Annotated in this window: 9 protein-coding genes; 8 read left to right on the top strand and 1 reads right to left on the bottom strand. The window is 37.9% G+C overall.

All coding sequences use genetic code 11. From position 1 onward, the window contains the following. On the bottom strand, nt 1-2664 hold the full coding sequence (locus JYB65_RS10200) for a chemotaxis protein CheW (protein WP_206582570.1): 2664 nt from the start codon (nt 2662-2664) through the stop codon (nt 1-3). Between the two features lie 260 nt (nt 2665-2924). Between JYB65_RS10200 and JYB65_RS10195 the strand changes: the two genes are divergently transcribed. The 8 genes from JYB65_RS10195 (at nt 2925) to JYB65_RS10160 (ending at nt 22765) form a co-directional block, all read left to right on the top strand. Next, the gene (locus JYB65_RS10195; protein WP_206582569.1) at nt 2925-7313 is read left to right on the top strand and encodes an S-layer homology domain-containing protein; all 4389 of its coding nucleotides are present in this window, start codon (nt 2925-2927) and stop codon (nt 7311-7313) included. 631 nt (nt 7314-7944) lie between these two features. Continuing rightward, nucleotides 7945-10665 carry a bacterial Ig-like domain-containing protein gene (locus tag JYB65_RS10190; RefSeq protein ID WP_206582568.1) on the top strand — a complete coding sequence of 907 codons (2721 nt, stop codon included), beginning with the start codon at nt 7945-7947 and terminating at the stop codon, nt 10663-10665. 36 nt (nt 10666-10701) lie between these two features. After that, on the top strand, nt 10702-17478 hold the full coding sequence (locus tag JYB65_RS10185) for a polymorphic toxin-type HINT domain-containing protein (RefSeq protein WP_206582567.1): 6777 nt from the start codon (nt 10702-10704) through the stop codon (nt 17476-17478). Nucleotides 17479-17567: 89 nt separating this feature from the next. Continuing rightward, nucleotides 17568-18218 carry a hypothetical protein gene (locus JYB65_RS10180; RefSeq protein ID WP_206582566.1) on the top strand — a complete coding sequence of 217 codons (651 nt, stop codon included), beginning with the start codon at nt 17568-17570 and terminating at the stop codon, nt 18216-18218. A gap of 241 nt (nt 18219-18459) precedes the next feature. Further along, a complete protein-coding gene (locus JYB65_RS10175) occupies nt 18460-18816 on the top strand; it encodes a DUF2019 domain-containing protein (protein WP_206582565.1) in 357 nt (118 codons plus the stop codon). A 612-nt stretch (nt 18817-19428) separates the two neighbouring features. Further along, the gene (flgB, locus tag JYB65_RS10170) at nt 19429-19821 is read left to right on the top strand and encodes a flagellar basal body rod protein FlgB (protein ID WP_206582564.1); all 393 of its coding nucleotides are present in this window, start codon (nt 19429-19431) and stop codon (nt 19819-19821) included. A gap of 90 nt (nt 19822-19911) precedes the next feature. Then, the gene (gene flhA, locus JYB65_RS10165; protein WP_206582563.1) at nt 19912-21972 is read left to right on the top strand and encodes a flagellar biosynthesis protein FlhA; all 2061 of its coding nucleotides are present in this window, start codon (nt 19912-19914) and stop codon (nt 21970-21972) included. A 10-nt stretch (nt 21973-21982) separates the two neighbouring features. Further along, nucleotides 21983-22765, top strand: a complete 783-nt coding sequence (locus JYB65_RS10160) for a sigma-70 family RNA polymerase sigma factor (RefSeq protein WP_206582562.1) — start codon at nt 21983-21985, stop codon at nt 22763-22765. Nucleotides 22766-22769: the final 4 nt, after the last annotated feature.

Below are 22769 nucleotides of genomic sequence, written 5' to 3'. Positions count from 1 at the left end.
CTACACTCTGGTCAGTGCAGCCATATCAAAGATTAAGTGTACAACATCTTCGATTTCAACAATGCCTGTAATCAGATCATGTTTGTTATTGGAAGGAGGTGGTGAAATAGTATCTTTTGCAACGTCAGCAACAAGAAATACTTCATCTACCAAGATGCCTATAGTAGTGCCGTTTACTTCCAATATAATGATACAGGATTTCATACTGTTTACGTCTGTTTCAGAGTCATTGCCCAGCTTTAGACGTATATCAATGACAGGGATAATCTGACCTCTCAGGTTGATAACCCCCTTGATATAATCAGGAAGTAACGGGAATCTTGTTATAGTAAATACATTGATGATTTCCATTACATAATCGGTATTCATCGCAAATGGTTTGGAATTTACTCTAAATGTTAAAAGTTTTAACATATTGGAGTTGATTTCATCCTCATTGGTGACCTCTTCAATTACTGTTTCTACATCAATGGAAGAGTCCTTTAACGTGTTATTACGGTTTCCAAAAAGACCGGAAGCAAAATTAAAGATATTTGGAGCATCTAAGATAATGCTGATATTTCCGTCTCCGAGGATGGTGCAGCCGGCGATACCGAAGTCTCTAAGGTTATACGCCCCAAAGTAGAGCGGTAAAGGTTTTACCACTACTTGATGCTGTCCGATTAATTCGTCAACCATTAAGCAATAAGAACGGCCTCCGAATTCTACCCACATAACAATGCCTTCTTCGATATCTTCAATGGCATTTTCAATCTTATAAAGTCTGTTGAGACGAACTAACGTAATAAATTCATCTTCACGTTTAACCATCTCACCTCTCGAAGCATCATGGACGATGTCTTCCTTGGTCGCCTTAAAAGATTGACGGATGTTGGAAATCGGAAGCGTGAACTGATAGTTTCCGACTGTCAATTCCATCCCATCAATGATAGCAAGAGTTAGAGGGATTTTAAATTGCGTAGTAGTACCTTCTCCAATTTCAGAAGAAATATAAACGGTTCCTCCTACTTTTTCTATATTTTTTGTTACCACGTCCATACCAACGCCTCTGCCGGAGAACTCTGTGACTTGTTCTTTGGTGGAGAAGCCAGGAAGGAGTGTTAACATAAGTATTTCTTTTTTAGTATATTCATTTTCAGGCTTTGTTAATAAACCTTTTTCTTTTGCAGATGCTAGAATTTTTTCGGGATCCATCCCTCTTCCGTCATCTGAGATCGTAATAATAACTTCGCTGCCGGTATGCTGTGCTTTTAAGGTAATCGTTCCTTGTTTTGGTTTACCCAGAGCGACACGATCATTTACATCTGTTTCGATGCCGTGATCCATCGAATTCCTTACAATGTGCATCAATGGATCCTGAATACTGTCCACGATGGTCTTATCAATTTCCGTATCGGTTCCGATGGTTACCAACTGAACATCTTTTCCAAGCTGATGACCCATATCTCTTACGATTCGGTTCATTTTCGTGAAAACGCCGGCAACAGGAATCATTCGTACGGACATGACGATATCTTGAAGTTCATTGGTTAATTTTCTTAATTGTCTGGCGGATTTTGTAAAATTATCTAATTTTAAATCTTTCAGATCGGAAGAAGAAGTCACCATAGACTGGGTAATAACCAATTCTCCTACTAATGCCATCAAGGAATCCAATTTTGAAAGGTTTACATTGATCAAATTGGTTTTGCTCCCATTGGCAGCAGCTTTTTTAGCATCCGGATGTTCTTCCTCTCGGTGCTCGCTGACAACTGCTTTTTTCGCTTCTTTTTCTACCGGTTTGGACTCTTCCATTTTACTTACCTTAGCCTCTGTAGGCTGTGTAGGTTGTACAGATTGTATAGATTGTACAGGCTTGTTTTCCGGTTCGCTTGATTTGAATGGCTCAGAAGGCAATGCGTTTAGTTGTCCTTCTGATAAAATCTCGAAACTATCTACATATATATCTTGCTTAATCACATCTAGGCCGCTGACAAAGTCTTCTTCAGAACTGAAGGTGATAATAAGTCCATGTTCAATGATGTATTGTGTAAGTTCAGTGGTCGCCTCCACTTCTTCGGGTACGGTAGTAATCCTTTCGCTGCATACATCGAGAATGTTCTTAAGCAACATGATCGCTCTCAAACTTTCCATACCACCGCCTTGATCAAAACTAATCGAAACCGTCAATCCGGATTTGGATTCGGTTGGAGCCGGTTGTTCTGATGGCGTTTCTTCTACGATGACAGGCTCAAAATTTGCACTTGCAGGAGAGGCTTCTCCCTTCATGCATGCCAATAACTCTTCAATCTCCGCTACGATCTCATCGCAGCTTTCCTCTTGACCGCCTCCATTTTCGATGATCGACACTTGGACTTTCAAAAAGTCGGTCGACTTAAACATAAGATTAAATAGCTGCCGGCTATACTGATCCTCTACAGCACCATTTTCTCTTATAACAAAAAAGGTATCTTCGATTCTATGTGCGACTGTCATTATAGAGTTGAACTGCATCATGGCAGAAGAGCCTTTAATAGTATGCATAATTCTAAAGATCTCGTTAATTTGATCACTTGAGAAATAATCTTGGCTTTCTGCACTTAAAAGTAATTCATCGAGCTGCTCTAATAGTGTATTTGTTTCAAACAAATACATATCCAGCATGTTGTCTAATCCATTATCCATAACAAGAACACCACCTTATAATTGATGTTAAAATTGCATAAACTTATACGAATGCATTATAGCATATCTATGTCGAATGATAAATAGGAAGTTGTCAGGAAATGAAAGAAGTTAGAAAAAAATTACACGTTGACAAGTTTTTTGTCAAAAATATATTTTATTTTTGAATGTGGGTATGTTATTTTTAAATTATAGTATTGAAAGGGCGTCTTTATGTCGAAATAAAAAAAGGGATATGATGTAGAAAGGAGACACAAGATATGAGGAAATTATGTGCAATATTATTGTGTAGCGTTTTTGTGTGTATGGGAGGAGTTTTATCCACGGAAAACTGCTATGCTGCACATTGGGCCGACCAATATTTGAATAATTTAGTTTCTCAAGGAATAATGCGGGGAGATGACGATGGGAATTTATATCCTGATAACTCTATAACCAGAGCAGAATTTGTCGCCATGATGAATCGTGCTTTCGGATATAGACAAACAGGAAATATTGCTTTTAATGATGTGCCTGCAGATGCATGGTATTATGATGATATACGCACTGCCTACAATCAAGGGTATTTCAATGGAATTTATCCCGATACGGCAGGGCCGAATGTTTATTTGAAAAGAGAACAGGCTGTAGCGATGCTTTTCAGGGCGCTTAAAATAGAAGGAAACAACGGAGATTCTATGAAATTCTCGGACAGTAAAGCGTTTAGCAGTTGGAGCAAGGACTACATAAACACTGCTGTTGAAAAAGATTTCTTAAGCGGTTATCCGGATCAAACCTTCCGTCCTGCTGACTATATGACCCGGGGTGAAATGGCAAAAGTTTTATCCAAAGTGTCCGGTGAAATTGTAAAACATTCAGGTGATAACTACATCGGCTATGCCTCCGGAAATGTTTCTGTCATAGAATCCGGAGCGGATTTGAGCAACACGACTGTGCCCGGAGACATGTATATAACAGCGGGGATAGGAACCGGTTACACGGTACTGGATAATGTGACCGTTGGAGGAGATCTGATTATCAGCGGAACCGGAAACAGTGAAAAGGGTGAAATCAGTGTTATTTTAACGGATTGCGATATTAACAGACTGGTCATAGACTGCTCCGGAAAAAATATTATGAGCGTACGGGCAGAAGGAAGTTCTGTTATAACGGATACCATTGTAAAGAGCAATGCCTATCTGGAAGAAGCTTCTTCCAAGCGAAACAGTGCGTTTAGAAATGTGACCCTGAAGGGGCCGAAAGATGTTAAATTGAGTCTTTCCGGTGATTTTGAAGAAGTTACCGTTAAAAATCCAAATAATAAGTTGTCATTGGATAAAGGGTCGATTCAGACGCTGACGATCGATGAAGATGCCCAGAAGGGAACGGTGTACCTTGAAAAGAACACTTTCGTTGAAAGTATGTTTTGCGATACGGCAACGACCGTAACGGGTACAGGAGAAATTGAAAATATTGTGATAAACGCAGACGGAAGCAATATCAGCATGCTTCCTGAAAAAATATATATTCGTCCTGGAGTGACAGCAACCATTAATGGCAAAGTAATGACCAGTTTGGAAGCGGAAGCCAACTCAGAGGACCCTGAATTTATAGGTGATTATCCGAAATACGATGAATTGACTGCGACTTCCGTCAATTTATACGCGATGACGAACAAGCCGGGCAAAGTGTATTGGGCAATTAAAAATGTAGATTTAGAGGACAAAGGAATGACGTATTCCGAAGTCAAGAAACCGGACTCCAAAGAGGTAGTGAAGTCAGGGAATGTAAACGTCATGACAGAAAAAGAAGTCACCATAAAAGTGTCCGGTTTGAAGAGCGGTGTAAATTACGAATATTACATGGTCTTTGAAGATCTTAAAGGCGGCCGTACAAAGGTAGCAAGTGATGACTTTCAGACAATCGACACAGTAATCCCAACCTTTTTGAATAGCACGCCAAGAATCACGGCATCGAATGAAAGCAGTTTTACAATGACGGTGATTCCTTCTAAAGATGTAATGGTTTATTGGGCGGTATTGCCGACAAAGTCAATTTCCCCTACCGTTGAGACCTTAGTAAAACAAAACGTGTCAGGGGCAGTGGCAAAAGGAACGGTTTCCGGCTGCAGTATGAATGAAACAAAAGACATACTCATGACAGCGACGACGACGGGGGCCATTACAGAAAAGACTACGTATGATATTTATTTAGTGGCGCAAGATCAGAAAGGAAATCTATCAAAACTTTCTAAGGTAATAGGAACGACATTGGATACGACTCCGCCTAAATTCATGGAGGGTTATCCATGGGCTGAGCCGAGTATTGCTACCGCTTTGAAAATTCGATATATGGGCAATGAGGAAGGTACGTTATATTGGGCGGCTTATGCTCTAGATGCAGTATTTCCGCCTGTAGACAATCCAGATACCTTAACCGGAAGTGCGTTGAAAACAGCTCAAGTTCGTGCTATTACAACAGGGCAAAAGGCCTTAAAAAGTGGTAAGGTAAATATAAAAGAAAATACAGAAGGCACTTTAAATATCAGTGGATTAAGCAAACAGACGCCTTATGATATCTATTTTGTTATTATGGATAAATCCGGAAATTATTCGGCAGTTACCAGTCTGCTAAATTTGAAAACTCTTGATAATTTAGCACCTACAGCCAGTATGAAGTTTGAAAAAGTAGTGGATAGTAAGCCGACAATTGATTCGGATATTAAAATAGTCTTTGATGAAATTGTATATTATGATTCTCCTTCCGGTACGGATGTGCGATTGAGAGATGCGACAGCAGATCAATTGAAGAAGATGTTTATTTTACATGATAAGCTGATTACAACAGGAGTATCAGATGCAGTAGCGGACGGTTATGTCTCTTACGCTGCAGTGGCTGTCGCAGAAGAAAACGGGAAAACAGTGGTTACGTTTAGCCCGGAATGTTTTAACAATGGAAAAGGATTGAACAATGGTGGGACCTATCAATTTGAGTTAAATAATATTGTCGACTCAGATGGAAATGCCATGAATCAAAAGACTTTATTGAGCATTTTCCATATATCACCACCGCTTGTTTTTATGACAGATTATGATGGAACATTAGCATCTGACGAAATAGGATTTACAATTAATCCGGACATACCAATAAATAGTGATATGTATTTTGACTTGGTCCTTCAGCCGAATCAGCAATTAAGATTTACTTTATATGAAGATGGCTCGGATCTCGGAACTTATACGATTCAGGCGGGAAAAGCAAGAATGATTCGATTATTGCAAAGTGCGACCGCCCCGTCATTTAAAAAATTTGATCAGATTACTACGACGAACTTTAAATTAAAGATTCTTTCCATCAATGGAGTGACGGATTCTAATTCATGGGATGCTTCCGTTCTTTTGAATGTAAAAGCAGTGATTGGTAAAGCGGCAGACCTTCGAAATTTAGGAAATGGATTGGATGCAAGCAGCGACCCGCTAGGGAAAGTAGCTAGTAATTCCAGCACCATTGTGGTAAGCAATCCGAGTACGCTGGCGATAACAAAGGTGTATACGGATGCCGTGAATCCACAATTTGTCAATGGCACGCCGAATTTTGAAATTTATGATACAGCCGTTGAAATGACAGTAATGTCAGATAAACCTGCCACGCTGTATTATGTAATGGCAAAGGCAGGTAGCATCAGCGGCACCCCTACACCGGATCAAATTATTGCAGGATTACCTTCGCCAATCGGAAGTACATCTGGCAACTATTCGCTGGCAATGGGAAATAAGGCGTATACAGTTACGATTAATGATCTTCAAGCCAATACAGATTATGTTTTATATTATGTGCTTAAAGCAAAATCTTTGGATAATTTGACGGTTTATAAAGAAGAGCCAATTCGTACTCAGGCTTACCTTAAACCTCATTTTATACAAACGCCTGCCCCTACGACAAAGAGAACTGAAAGTTCTGTTGAATTCAAAGCAGAACTAGATCTTAATTCGAAAGTGTATTGGGCATTGTATCCATATGGCGCTCGTACGACGATGTCGGCGATAGATATTATGGAAGTCGGCAATAATCCTAACGATGTGGCTTGCTATGGGCAAACAACTGCGAAAGCCAATATGGAGTTTACTATTAATGCAATTGAAATGAAACCGACCAGAAGTTATACGTTGTTTATGGTGGCGCAGAGTGAGTATGGCAAGGTACTTTCAGACATTCAGGTGTTCGAACCGGTTCGTTCACAAGATAATAAAGCTCCGAAAATTGAATCAGCCAGCACCGCAGCCGAGCTTTCAGAGTCGAGCACAGGCTCTGCAATTCGTTACAAAGGAAGCGTGACGGTTCTGTTTAGTGAAGGATTATATTATAGCTTAGTAGAAGGTGGTACCGCTAATGCGTTGACAGATCAAAAGTTCAGAGATTTGATTTCTATACCGAGTGGAGTGACTTCTACCTTAAAAACCACTACCACGGAGGATGTGAAAGATGGGTCGGATCCAATTGTCTTGTTTACGATTGATTTCGATGGCATCAAAGATGGAGATTCCATCATCTTCCCGGGACATATCTATGATAAGTCGGTTAATTATGCTGGACAATTGATTATGGTATTTAAGGCCAGCGAGGATAAAACCACTGGTGCATTTGATGTGAAATTTGGAACTATAAATTAGAAAATCAAAATGAAGAATTAATTAGTAAGGTAATGAAAGAATCCCCTTTCGCTAGATAACGATCTGGCGAAAGGGGTTTTTCATTTATTAACGCAACCTTTTTACCTGGAAATTAATTATACACTTTGAAAAATAAATATAATTACATATTTAACTGCAATTTTTGCTTCCAAATGAGAGTAAGCCCATTGAAAACAGTATTCATGATAATAGTTACCATTTCTTCTGAGACGACCGGATATGTTAGAAGCGTACGAACTAACAATTCGAGATAAGTATCAACGCTTCTGAAAAATAGATATCTTTAATTTTATCACAGATAATAATTATATTTTCTTTGGAACTCAATGACACGATTAGATTCCGGTTTTGCGACGGAATTTAATTTTAACTGTATATGTTTTTAATAAATAGTATTTTATTAAAATTTTGTAATTAAATTATATTAATTCTGTATTTTTGATTAATTATAATATATTATAATTAATGTAATAAAATTCAAAAAATAAAAGAAGGAGAGTAATATTAAAAAGTGTGTGAAAGTGGTATATGAGATGCCGTTAGTTTGGGAAACAGCGGCAAATAATTGTGTAATTGATAATGCCCTAAAGCCTTAAAAGGAGGAGATAAGATGATGAAAAGCAGCAAACGAAAAGCAATAGTATTAACAATAGTTCTAACTATGATATGTAGCTGTTTTATTGAAAATAAAACAGTATATGCGGATGATGGTATGGGAGTTAAAGAAGTTGTAACATTCGGTCAGTCTTCATATGTCATTAAAACAGACGGTACATTGTGGGTGGCGGGAAGAAATGATAGAGGTCAATTAGGTGTTGGTACAACTTCAAATGTAACAACCAAGGCACAAGTGTTGACGGATGTGAGCAAAGTTGTTTTAGGAATGTATGACTGTGCTTATGCTATTAAAACAGATGGTTCTTTATGGGTGACAGGGGATAACCTTGATGGGCAATTGGGTGATATGCGTAGTTATTATGGAAAAATAACAACTTGGAAACAAGTGTTGACGGGAGTATCTCAAGTGGCAACAGCTGGTGCAAATGCCTATGTGCTTAAAATCGATGGTACGTTATGGGTCGCGGGTAATAACCTTTATGGTATCTTAGGTGACGGAACCGCTGAAATTGTAGCTACTTGGAAACAGGTATTAACGAATGTGAGCCAGATTGTAGCAACGAACAGCCATAGTGCCTATGTCCTCAAGAAAGATGGTTCACTATGGGTAGCTGGAAATAATTCTTATGGACAATTGGGGGATGGAACCACTACAAACGTTAACACATGGAAGCAAGTGTTAACGGGAGTAAGCCAGATTGTGTACACCAGAGATAAAATGTTTGTGCTTAAAACAGATGGTACGTTATGGGGAGCTGGTTTAAATAGTAGTGGTGAGTTGGGAGATGGAACTATAACAAATGTGAAAACATGGAAGAAATTATTAAGTGGGGTGAAATTAGTTCAATCAAATTACTATAATACCTTTGTGCTTAAAACAGACGGTACGTTATGGGCAACTGGAAAAAATGACTATGGACAGTTAGGTGTCGGAACCACTACGGATATAAAAACTTGGAAACAAGTGTTGACTGGCGTAAGTAAGTTCGGTGGATATGGATATAGCACCTATGCTGTTAAAACAAACGGTACGCTATGGATTACAGGTTTTAATAGCAAGGGAGAATTAGGAGATGGTACCACGACAGATGTAAAGGCCTGGAAACAAGTGATGACAGATGTTGATCAAGTATTAGAAGATTCAAGTTGTGCCTATGTCATTAAGAAAGACGGTACGTTATGGGTAACAGGCTCTAACAGCTCAGGCCAATTAGGAGATGGTACCATAACAAAAGTAACAACTTGGAAACCAATTTTGACAGAAGTTAAGAAGATTATTGGAGTTAGCGGTGATGCTTATGCTATTAAAACGGATGGTACGTTATGGGTTACCGGAAATAATAAGTATGGTCAATTGGGAGACGGTACTACGACTAATATACTTTCTTGGTGCCCAAGCGAGGCTAAAAAGTTATCCTCAATAGCTGTCACAACGCCTCCTACCAAGGCAACATATATTGAAGGTGAGAATTTTGATGCAGCTGGTATGGTTGTAACTGCGACATATAATAATGGTACTACTGCTGTTGTCAATGGTACTGTAGACAATGGAGACAATCTTACAACTGAGACGAATAGTATCACTATAAGGTACACAGAGGATGGAATAACTAAAACAGTTACTCAACCTATTACCGTAACCCCTAAGCTTTTATCATCCATAGAGATTACAAAAGCTCCTGATAAAACGGTATATTTCGAAGGTGAAAATTTTGATGTGGCCGGAATGATAGTAATGGCGACTTATGAAGACGGTAGTACCACTGCGGTTAATGGCGTTGTTACGAATGGAACGGCACTTGCAAAAGGAACCGATTCTGTGACGGTTAGCTACACAAAGAATGGCGTTACAAAAACTGCTGTACAGCCGATTACCGTCAATGCTAAACAATTAATATCAATAGCTGTCACAACGGCCCCTACTAAAGCAACGTATACGGAGGGAGAAAATTTTGATGCAACCGGAATGGTAGTCACCGCTACTTATAGTAACGATACCACTGCTATAATTACCGGAACGGCAGATAATGGGAATAGTCTTACTGTCGGGATGAACAGTGTAAATATTTCTTACACTGAAAATGGGGTTACGAAAATAACAACACAACCAATTATCGTAAATGCAAAAAAATTAGTATCGATAGCGATTACTACAGCCCCTACTAAAACAGAATATGTCGAAGGCGAAAATTTTGATACGACAGGAATGGTGATAACGGCTACTTATAATAACGGAATGACAGCGGTCATTCTTGAGACAGTAAATGACGGAAGCAACCTTGCTGCCGGAACAACTAGCGTCGCGATAAGTTATACAGAAGGCGGCACAACACAGACAATTTTACAAAGCATCACCGTAAGCAGCAAATCTTTAGAACAAGCCCTAGATTTGAATTGTGTACAAGGCAAAGAATTGTTGGTTCCGTTTTATGTAATGGGTGCAAGCCATTTAAATGATGTTGTGTTTACTCTACAATATGAAGCCGCCAATTTGGAGGTAATTGATCTGGTAAGTCAGACAAAGAAAAAAGAAATTTCCATTGGGATTGTTAATGGAACCGGAATCGAGATTCTTTCCTATACACCTGGGGAAATTAAATTCAGAGTGAATAAGGAAATTGTTAACGGTAAAACTTGGTCCGGTAATCTAAATATTTTTAAATTCAAAGCTAAAATAACCGGAAATACAAGTTTTATCACAAAATATAACTAAAAAGTGTGTAGTTAAAAGAAGCAAAGGGGAACAAGCATGAAAAAGATGAAAAAATTTACCAGCTTGATGCTGATCGTGTGTTTGATCTTTACGTCAATAAACTTTCAGACTATTATTGCCGCCGCGGACAGTGAAGAAAGCACAATATCAACGGAAAGTGGAGATCCGCTATCGGAAGCTTTAAGAGATGCAGATGAAGAAGCACCTATATTAAATAAAGCAGTTATTAACGCAAATTATTTAACCTTAAACTTTGATGAAGCACTTGACACGGAGGGAGTTCCTTCATCAAGTGAGTTTAAGGTTCGATTTGGCAATCCTGATGAAAATGCCGAAGAGAATACAAATTCAATAGATCCTGCCTATGAAAGGATTTTGGATCCGGTTTATACAACGACTTCAGATCCTGTTTATACAGCACCAACGGATACCACTATTTATTCGGTTTCTGCAAATGTGACTGAAATCAGTGTATATGACAATAAGGTTTTGTTAACTCTTGCCGAGACAATTACCTCTTCCGGAGCAGTTACGATAAATTATACTCCTTCAGGAGACGGCAATTTAAAAGATAAAGCAGGCAACCACGTAATTGCGTTTACTAATTATGAGGTTACAAATATTACAGGTGGTATCGGGATTCCAAATTTTGTTGCTGAAGAAGTATATAATAGCTTGGATACCACCTCTCTTTCAGATGAGATAGCACATCAGCTTTTTTATTCAATGACTAATTATACTGGCTCACGAGAGCAGCTTACAGTAGATGTTAGCAATATAATAGCAATCTTATCTCAACCTGATAGCGTATATTCCTCTTTGACAGATGATAATAAATCAAAACTTTGTGAATTTTTCAGAATAAGCCCTGAGTTTTTTAGCTATTCAGAAGAAAAAGGAGAAAGTGTTCAAACGGTAATATTAACGTACTTTAAAATGCTGGGATATGGATTGACACCTGAAGAAATACAGAAATCTATTCAAGATGATACAAGAGATCAAGTTATGTCCACAAAAGAAAGAGAGTGGTCAAATAAGACAAATTCTAAAGGGCTCATGCGAGCAGCGTTATCCTCAACGTCATCAGATCCTTTTGAAGATGTCAAATATGACAAAGAAAAGTCGTTAAGTGCACCTTTTCAACATACTGTTACAGCCAATGAGCAGATTAACCTCTCTGCAGGAACACTCAATTATGATTCCACAGATGCTGTGTTGCCAGGTGCAGGTGGGCTGGATCTAGTAATTCAAAGGCAATATAGTACGGATGATGCCAATTATTATGATCTCGGAGCAAGGTTGAAATACGGGAAAAATTTGGATTCAAGAATGAAGGTATATGAAAGAGAGTACCATTTTACGAAGAATGAAGATGGCACGATGGGTGAAAGGTTTGAAGATACTTCATATAAGTTGATCCTTGACGATTTTATAGGATCTTCTCAGCTACGGGGATACTATAATCAGAAACAAATTGACAATAAAGAGGACTATTATGCTGCGCATTTATTTAAGACAGAAATGACTACAGATGCTACAAGCATAAGCGCTATGCAGTATACAACACCAGTAACGAAAAATGATTCTTTATGGCAGCTAGGAACGGGTTGGAAATTTAACTTTTCATATATAGACATAGACGATTTTTACTATGACTATATGAAACTTCACTTATCTGATGGCAGAGAATTCGGAATTTCAACAAATTGGGTAAATAATCTTGGTCATTATACGTATAAAGATGTAATTTTCGCTAAAAAATCAAAAAGTATTGCAGGACAAACTTCTTCCTATGTCGTAACATATGCTGATGGGAAAAAAGAATATTTTAATTCTGAAGGTAGATTGATTGCCATCGTAGATAGATTCGGAAATACGATTTCTTTTACATATACCATTGTAAATAACATGGTTGAAATAACTATAACGGATACAGTAGGAAGAATAACAACTATTAAAAATCAAGCAGCTGGCAGCGGATATAATAAAGTGTTAACCCTTCCTGACGGAAAAAAGATCACCTATGTTATTAATCAAAATGTTGCTAGAACAATAGATAAATTAGATCAATATGAACAATATCCAGGTCAAAATAATGAGTACAATCTTGTAAAAGTTATTAACCAAGAAGGGGAAGAAACCACTTATAGCTATTCAGATATTCAGTGCTCTTCAGATTTCGCGGCACGTTTTAAATCCAAAACAGACAATTTGTTTATGCGAGTTGATCCGTTTGATGATGGTGCTCGATATTATCCAAATTTTTATGCAGGATTATCGAAAATTATATATCCTACAGGATTAACGGTTAATTATGAATATTATCCAAGATACAACAACTGGTATGACTACGGCTGTATTATGGATATTGCAATAAAAAAACGATATGACCAAAAAGGCTCTTTAGTATGCAATCAAAAAGAATACGTTTATTCAAATCAATATAAACGAGCAGGTCAAACCAAAGATATACTTTATAACGCTGATGGGTATAACAATACGCTAAGAGAAGATCGCTGCTTTGACGATTGGAAAGAGTATTGGATTCAAGAAAAAGATAGCGATCGGAATATCGTAAAAGAATATTATTTTGATCCGCGTAAAATGGGTGTTTGTGTACAGGAAAAAACCTATTTAGGTTCTGATTTAAAAGAGGATATTTCAAATGAATATCGAGTGTATAATCGGATTGTTCATCCATCTAAAATAAAAATAACAGCAGTGCGCAGTGATACTTCAGACCATCAGTCGCGTACAACAGTTGAATGCTTTGACTATGATAACAAAGGTAATGTAATTAATTATTGGCCTGCTTTGTCTGATGGAAATACTTTGGATACCCTATATAAGGTATCAATGACTTATGATCGTCTGTATAACTTTTTGCTAAGTAAAACTTATAAAAGAGATGCCAATACTATAATATTAGAAAAAAACACGCCTTCAGATGAAGGAGAAACAATCGTAAAATCGGAGGTATATGAAAACGGAAATTTAAAGGTAAAGAGCGAATACAACTATGATACTTACGGAAATGTAACGCAAACCAAAAGATATACGAATGTTGTCGACGGAAAATATATCCAGACTGATAACACGTATATATCAGGAACTTATTTGACAGGGGTAACCGTCCAAAATATTCAAGATGCAGACGGGAAAAATATTGGAAGTGTATCAGGACAGGCTACTTATGATATTTACGGGCGAATTGCGACTGAAACAGACAGTAAAGGAAATGTTACCACGTACACGTACGATGCCCTTGGCAGAATACTGAAAATACAATATCCAGGCGGAAGTTCAAAAACCTATACGTACAATACTGCTGCTAATCAAACTACAGTAACGGATGAAAGAGGGTACATAACCCAGTATCAGTATGATGCAGCTGGAAATTTGACTGCGGTTTATGCGATAGATGGTGGAAGCGCAAAACTGCTGAAAGCGAATGAATATGACAGCCTATATAGATTGACAAAAGAGCAAAATAATGTGTCAGAAGGTGGCAGAGCTATAATCTATAGTTATGATTACAAAGATCGTGTGACCAATAAACGTGCCATGAATTCCTCCAATACTAAGTTATCACAGGAAAACTATATCTACTACGACGATAAGATTACTAAGAGTGTAGATGGAGATGAAAACAGTAAGACGATTATTTCTACTGAATATGTAGATAAGTATGGAAGAGTTTTTAAAAAGGGAAATTTTATAAACGGCTCTGAAGTATTCACTACTTTCATCTACAATTATCTTGGAGAACCAATAAAAGAAAAAGCTGCGAGAGCTAATACGGAAAATTTTCCGGAAGATTATACCACAAAATATGAATATAATTTTGATGGTCAAGTATCAAATCAATATGATGTATTTGGCAACTATATCACAACGAAATATGATGCGACAGGGAATAAAATTTCCGCAACAGATGCAAAGAGCAATGCAGGCGGAGGAACCTACAGTACGATTTATACCTATGATTCTCTTGGCAGATTAATTAAAACAGAGACTCCGTTTACTGCGGATTCTAAGGCAATAACAAAATGTTACTATGATGCAAACGGTAACTTGGTTCAAAAGCAAGTAGAAAACAGTTTGCCGGGAACTGAAGCGAATTTTACAAAGGTGGACTATGTCTATAATGCGAAGAATCAACTGGTTCAGGTAAAAAGTTATGATGGAAATAGTTTGGCAAGTCAAGTAGATTATGAATACGATGCAGTAGGGAACAAGACGGCCATGACGATAGGCGGCAATCAGAGGACGGTGTACGAGTATGACCGTTACGGAAACCTGATCAGTCTAACCGATCCGTTGGGCTTAAAAGAAACCTATACATATAATATAAACGGTAATTTGACTTCTAAAATAAACAAAAATGGGATTAAAATAGATTATACGTATGACGGACTTTCGAGAAAGCTCAGCCAAAATGTTGCAGAGGACGGAATTACTCAACTGGAAACTATGGGTTATACCGCAACGGGAGCGCTAGCCTTTAGTCAAAACGGAAATATCCGAACCGACTACAGTTACGATGAGCGTGGAAGACTTACGAAGGAAGCGGATTCAAACGGCATAGAAAAGAGCTATACCTATGATGTGAATGGTAATTTAAAAACTTCCGACGTAAAGGTAAACGGCACTTCTAAAAAAGCAATGACCTATGCCTATGACAAAAAAGATCGATTAAGTCAAGTCTATGAAAGCGGTAAGTTAGTTGCTACGTATACTTATGACATCAATGGCAATAGAAGCAGCCTGACTTACGGAAACGGAGACAGTGCAGATTATGCATATAATCTGGCAAACTTAGTGATTTCTCTGCATAATAAGAATGGAGCAAATACTCTGTCGAAGTATTCGTATACCTATTATTTGGACGGAAATCAAGCGGCGAAGTCAGATAATAAAGGACGAACCTCAAGTTATACGTATGACGGCTTGGGCAGGCTGAGCAAGGAAGCGGAAAGTGGGGCCTCGGATGCGATTACCAAGGCATACACGTTTGATGCTGCCGGAAACCGTGCAACTATGGCGGTAAGCGGAGCAGATAATTATACCGTAGGCTATGCGTATGATGTAGATAATCGACTGACCATCGAAACGAAGCAAATAGGAAGCGAATCGGAAATTACCGATTACTATTATGACAACAACGGCAACACCATTGCTAAGAAAACCGGAATTTTAAAGGATAAAACCGGAAATGAATCCCTTGCCCTTTCTTTGGATTTCAAGGGTGGTGAAGTATATCAATACGATGGATTTGACCGATTGATTGGTGTACAAAACAGCAGCGGTTCCAGTATTTATACCTACAAACCGGATGGATTACGGCTTTCTAAGACGGTAAATGGAGTAACAACGACTCATATATGGGAAGGTCAAAACATTAGCTTAGAGCTGGATGCAAACAGTGGGGTTGTCAATCGATACATCCGAGGAAACGGACTGATTAACAGTGATAAAAATGGTTGGTATCTGTTCAATGGACATGGTGATGTGGTACAATTAGCTGACAATGCAGGTACTGTCATAAAAGAATATGCGTATGATGCCTTTGGAAATGAAAAGAACAGTGATCCTAATGACACAAATCCATTTAGATACTGCGGAGAATATTTTGATTCAGAGACAGGAAGCATTTATCTAAGAGCGAGATATTATGAGCCTGAGATCGGAAGGTTCTTGACAGAAGACACGGTAAAAGGCAAAGAAAGTGACCCACTGAGCTTGAATTTGTATACTTATTGCGAAAACAATCCAGTAATGTATAATGATCCGAGTGGGAACTTTATAGATGTGGTTTTAGATGTCGGATTTATAGCTTATGACATCTGGAAAATAGTAAAAGATCCGAATAGTGGCGGAAATTGGGCTGCACTGGCAGCAGATGCGCTTTGTGCAGTTGTTCCGGGCTTAACAGGAGGCGGAGCAATAGTACGAGCTCTTGAAAAAGCGGATAATCTTGCAGATGTAACGAAGATTGTAGAAAAAGCGATCAAGAACTCAGATAGCAAAGCTGTTAAAGGGATTTGTTTTACCGGAGATACTTTAATCAAGACAAAATCAGGACATAAGAAGATTGAAGACATCACAATAGGAGATAAAGTTTATGCTGAAAATGTCAAAACAAGAGAAAAGGGATATAAGGCAGTAAAGAAAATCTTTATCAATGAGGCTTATGATTTAATCCATATTACTGTACAAGATACAGAAATAAGAACAACCTTCCCGCATCCATTCTATGTTGTCGGAAAAGGATGGGTAGAAGCAAAAGACTTACAAGTGGCGGATGTATTGGAGTTAGCAAACGGAAAAACAGCGAAAGTAGAAGCCTTAAAGATAGAAAATCTGGAAACTCCTATAAAGGTCTATAACTTTGAGGTACAAGGCTGGCATACATACTATGTATCCGATTCAGAGGTTCTTGTACACAATACCGGAACTAATCCTTGCGGTATTGCAAGTAAGGGCGTGAACAAAACTGAACGAAAGCTTGTTCCAAATGATGGGAAGCATCAAGGAGCCTCAAGAGGTGATGTAAGTGCAGATCCATTCTGGAATAATAAAACTGTGGGGCAAAAATCCTTAAATTCTGCATACTCTTCAACTAATACTAAACAGTTATATAATGTCCAAGATGGAAAACTAGTAAAATTTCAGCCAGATAATCAAGGTGGATGGCATGCTTATGAGGTTATTAATCCAGCGCAAGAAGTACCGGCAGATATACTAAGACAGATGAAAAAAGATGGGCTAATAACAAATTCACAATATACTAAATTTATAAAAAATAAGTAAAATATTATATATTCAAGGCATAATGCTTTAAAGCATTATGCCTTAGAAAAATTATTTTGATATTTAATTTTGTCTTGGAGGTGTAGCAAATGGATAATAATTTTGGCAACCCTAACAAATTTGCAATCCAATATACTTTTTTGTCAAATCCTCATAATGAAAAAGGAATCGTAGGAGAATCGTGGGGTGTTTTTAAGTTATTGATTGAAGGAAAAGATATATGTCAATACACAATAGATAATAAGAATACTGATTACAATTGGAATCTAATCTATATATTAGAATGGTTATGCGAAAATATGCAATATTTAATAGGATATGATCCATTTCCATTGCCTGTGCAGGGAGAGAGTACGTTAGAGTTAATTGAAAATGCCGATGATTTTGATTCTGATGAAGAAGATGAAATATATTTATGGTATCAGGCAAAAAGTTCATGGCTTTTTAAACACTCTTGGTTTTGCAATAGAGGTGGATCATTTCTATCTAATGTATATTTTAGAAGGGAACAGGAGAATGTGGAGATATCTTGGAACAATGATTTTTACCGAGAAAAAGAAATAATATTTGCGAATCCTAGAGGGATTCGCATAATACCGAAAACTGAATTTAAATTAGTCATTTTCAATTTTCTGAATGATATATTACTTAAATTGGAGGAAAAGGTTCCAGCTGATCTAATCGATGATAAAAATAAAATTACAGAGCTATATAAAAAAATAAAATTGCTTGAACCATAAGAGCTTTGAGGATTCTTAAGGAGGCCTGTTAAAAGCAGTGGGCGTTGGGTTTACGATCACCCACCTACAACAGACTAGATGTAGGATTTATAGCTTATGCAGAAGCGTAGCATTAGTATTAATAGAATTAGGACAAGTGTGGGTGCTTAATTTTAAAATCGCTTTTCTAATGCTTGAAGCAAAGGAGATATATACAATATAATTTTAGCAAGGATGTATTAAAGAGGTATGGAGCTATAAAATGAAAACTTACGACACAAATAAATTAATTAACGATTTTATAGAAAATGCTATAATTCAGGGAGAAGCTACGTATACCGGTGAATATAAAAAAGGTAATAAGGCAAGTGCGAAACGGTTTAAAATTTACAAGGTAATGGATAATGAGATAGAGATTGCGAAACAGATGTTAGATATTCTATTAGAACATGAGAACATTAATGTACAAATCTGGGCTGCTGAAAAAGCTTTGGATTTAAATTATAAAGAACATCAAGCAGAAGAACGATTATTAGCAATTTCAAAGATGCCAGGAGCAGGTATATTGGGTCTTAATGCTGAACTATCCTTAAAGGCTAGAAAAATAAGCATTGATTAGTTTTGTCTTTTTACAGTGATCATGAAGCTATTGTAAGTAATCAAATATCGACAATATAAAAGTATTCTTTAAGAAAAATCCCTTGATGGAGTTCAAACTCTTCAGGGGATTTTTGTGGTAATGCTATTATATACAAAATAAGATTTATAAAGGACAAAACATCGGATTAGGTCTGGATGCAAACGGTGCTGCCACCGACCGATATATCGAGGAAATGGGCTCATCAACAGCGAATGGCGAATAAAATCACTGATGCAGCCGATGTTGAAAAACTAATATCTGTTATGGGTTTAAGGTCACATTTGAAATTGGTATGACCTTTTTTTAAACAGTTTAAACACCTCTAGTATTATTTGTTAAGACAAATTTTAGCTAAAGCTAGTAGAAGGGGTATATTGCTTGGGAGATATTTTCAACATGTAGGAAAATTAAAAAAATTAATGGTGAAATAATCCAGAATATGGGGATCGGCTTAATGCACTTTTTTGTCAAATTTTATTGTTAAATAGCGTAAAAAATAGTATAATGTGAGACAAATGAAGATAAAGAGAAGAAGTAGTTGTAAAAATAATACATTTATTGAATAAAAAGTATATCGAGGGGGATAAAACGATGAGTTGGATTGATAACAATAATATGCTGCTTTCCCAAAAAAGTTTGGACTATTTGTGGGAAAAACAACGAATCATTTCGGAAAACATTGCGAATATAGATACGCCCGGATATAAATCGAAACAAATCAGTTTTGAAAATGAATTGAGTTCAAAGCTGGCTAAATTTAAAAATATAGAAAATCCAAAGGCAAGTGACATTAGAGATGCGATTTTAGACACAAACGTTAAAATAGACGTTAGTGAAGAAGAGAGTAACCGATTGGACGGCAATAATGTCAATCTGGATGTTGAACAAGTGGAATTAAGCAGGGCACAGCTTCAATATCAGTATCATGTTTTCCAGATTAATGACCAGTTTTCTAGGATTAGGTCAGCAATCGGTAAAGGCTAGCTGGATGTGTAATTTCTGTCTGACAACCTTTTGAACCGAAATAAGACGGAAGCTTGCAAATGGACATAAAATAAAAATGAGGACTTTTAAATGAGAAAACTGTTAGATAACGTGGTAGCGTTGTTCGTTGTCATGGTTGTGGTGATGTTTATCGTGCCGCTTAGCCCGTTCCTTTTGGACATGCTTTTTGTCATCAACATTACCATTGCACTCATCATTCTGCTGATGACCATGTACATTAAAGAGACGCTGGAATTTTCCATATTTCCATCCTTGCTTCTGGTTACGACCTTGTTTCGGCTGGCGCTGAACATTTCTTCCACCCGGTTAATTTTGACGCATCAGGGCGAGGCTGGACAAGTCATCGCCACTTTCGGAAAATTCGTACTCCAAGGCAATATCGTAGTGGGGGTACTGATCTTTTTGATCTTAGTATTGGTTCAATTTATCGTTATCACGAAGGGTGCAGAACGTGTAGCTGAAGTTGCAGCAAGATTCACCTTGGATGCTATGCCGGGGAAACAGATGGCGATTGACGCCGACTTGAGCTCAGGACTGATTAACGAGGAGGACGCGAGGCTCAGGAGAATTAAGATTCAACGGGAATCTGATTTTTACGGAGCGATGGATGGAGCGACGAAGATTGTAAAGGGCGATGCGATTATGTCCATCATAATCGTACTTGTCAACTTTATAGCCGGAACGATTATCGGCCTTGTTCAGGGGGGTATGCCTTTCAGTGAAGTGCTCGAGATTTATTCCATTGCGACGATTGGAGACGGATTGGTTTCCCAGATGCCGGCCTTGTTGATTTCGACTGCGACAGGCATGATCGTAACACGATCGGTAGCAGAAGGAACGTTGAATGAAGATGTATTAAAACAATTCCTTTCACAACCGAGGGTACTAATCGCTGCCGGCATTACCATTTTAGCTATGATTATCATACCAGGGGCACCGTTTTGGCAGCCGGTTATAATGGGAACATTCCTGATAGTTCTTGGATTGAGACTTTTATATTCAGATAAAGTAGCGAAAAAGCAGCTGGAAGCAGAAGAAGTTCGCGAAGTCTACCCGGAAGAGCAATTTGATGAAAATGCCTATTTTAAGGATATTAATAATATTTACTCTCTCATCAATGTGGAACCGATTGAGATGGAGTTCGGATACAGTTTGATTCCGCTGGTGGATGAAACCAGCGGGGGAAATCTCATCAACAGAATTGTCATTTTTAGAAGACAATTTGCGCAGGAAATGGGATTTGTGGTTCCATCTGTCCGCTTAAGGGACAGTGCAGCTTTAAATGCCAATCAGTATTCTATCAAACTGAAAGGGGAAGAAATCGCAAAAGGTGAGCTTTTGGTAGATTATTATCTTGCACTGGAACCGCCAAATGCGACAGGCGACATTGATGGGATCCGAACGATTGAACCAGCCTACGGAATACCAAGCAAATGGATTCTTCCGGAATTGAAGGATATGGCCGAAATCTACGGATACACCGTTATTGATCCACTTTCGGTGATGTTGACGCACTTGTCTGAGATTATTAGAAGACATGCACACGAACTGCTTACTCGAGCAGAGATCATGCAGATCGTTGAAAACGCGAAAAAATCCTCTCCTGAATTGGTTGAAGAGGCTATCCCGAACGTCATCTCGTACGGAACGCTTCAGAAAGTCTTATATAACCTATTAAAAGAAGGCGTCCCAATTAAGGATATGGTGACAGTTGTCGAGAGTCTTCTTGATACGGTCCAATCCAGCAATGACATTGATGTCATGACGGAAAATGTACGAACGGCACTCAAACGTACGATAACCAGAAGATTTTGTGAAAGCGGACAACTGATGGTAGTTACGTTGGACAGTGAGGTGGAAAAAGCTATATTATCGAGCTTAACGCGCAGTGAACATGGGGTATATCTGGCGTTGAGCCCGGATTTAATACAAAAAATTGTTACTCAACTTGGGGAACATCTTGGTAAGTTCAAGGAACTGAATACGGTTCCGATAATCCTGACAAGCAATGTTATTAGAGTATATTTTTATAGGTTAATTGAGCAGTTTTATCCAAACGTATATGTGCTGGCTTTTAATGAAGTGGCTAGCAATGTGCAAATTCAAGCATTAGGGAACATTAGCATGTAAAGGGTAGAGTATGATATGCAATAATTTATTGAAAGCTAAATCTGTAGAAGAACTGTTTGAACAATATAAGACTACACATGATATAGCGGTTAAACAGGAAATCGTGTTGCACTATAGTGGAATTGTAAAAACTATTGCAATACAATTGCGTGGTGTCTATATTAGTTTTGCAGAAATGGACGATATAATAAATGAAGGCATTATTACCCTCATGCAAGTCATTGATAAATTTGATCCTGGTAAGAATGCTAAATTTGAAACGTATGCCTCTTTAAGGATAAGAGGGGCTATTATTGACTTAGCGAGAAAACAAGACTGGATTCCTAGAAATGTTAGGAAACTGGGGAAATCCATTGATCAGACTTTTTCGGATTTATATTTTGCTTTAGGCAGATATCCCACTGAGACTGAAATGGCGGAACAACTGGGCATATCTCTTAGTAAATACCATAAAGCATTAAGCGAGACCAATTTGTTTAATATCTTATCGTTAGATGCATTGGTAGATGGGCTGCAAGAGGAAGGTCAAAATGAAAAGTTTTTGAAAGATCAAAGCTTGGATTCAGCCCCGACATATACGTTAGAAAGAAAAGAATTGGCGCAGATGATAAAAAACGCCATACATGAATTGAAAGAGAACGAACAATTAGTGGTATCTTTATATTACAATAAGGAATTGAGTATGAAGGAGATCGCGGGTGTGATGGGCATAAGTGAACCAAGGGTTTCACAATTACATGCCTCTGCGCTTAGAAAACTCAGACTTAGTCTTGGAAATTATTACACCGCATAACAGG

This window comes from Clostridium aminobutyricum (assembly GCF_017255415.1).
Classification (GTDB): domain Bacteria; phylum Bacillota; class Clostridia; order Peptostreptococcales; family Anaerovoracaceae; genus Aminipila; species Aminipila aminobutyrica.
Note: the sequence above shows the minus strand (reverse complement) of the source record. Positions and strands in the feature narration are given on the sequence as shown.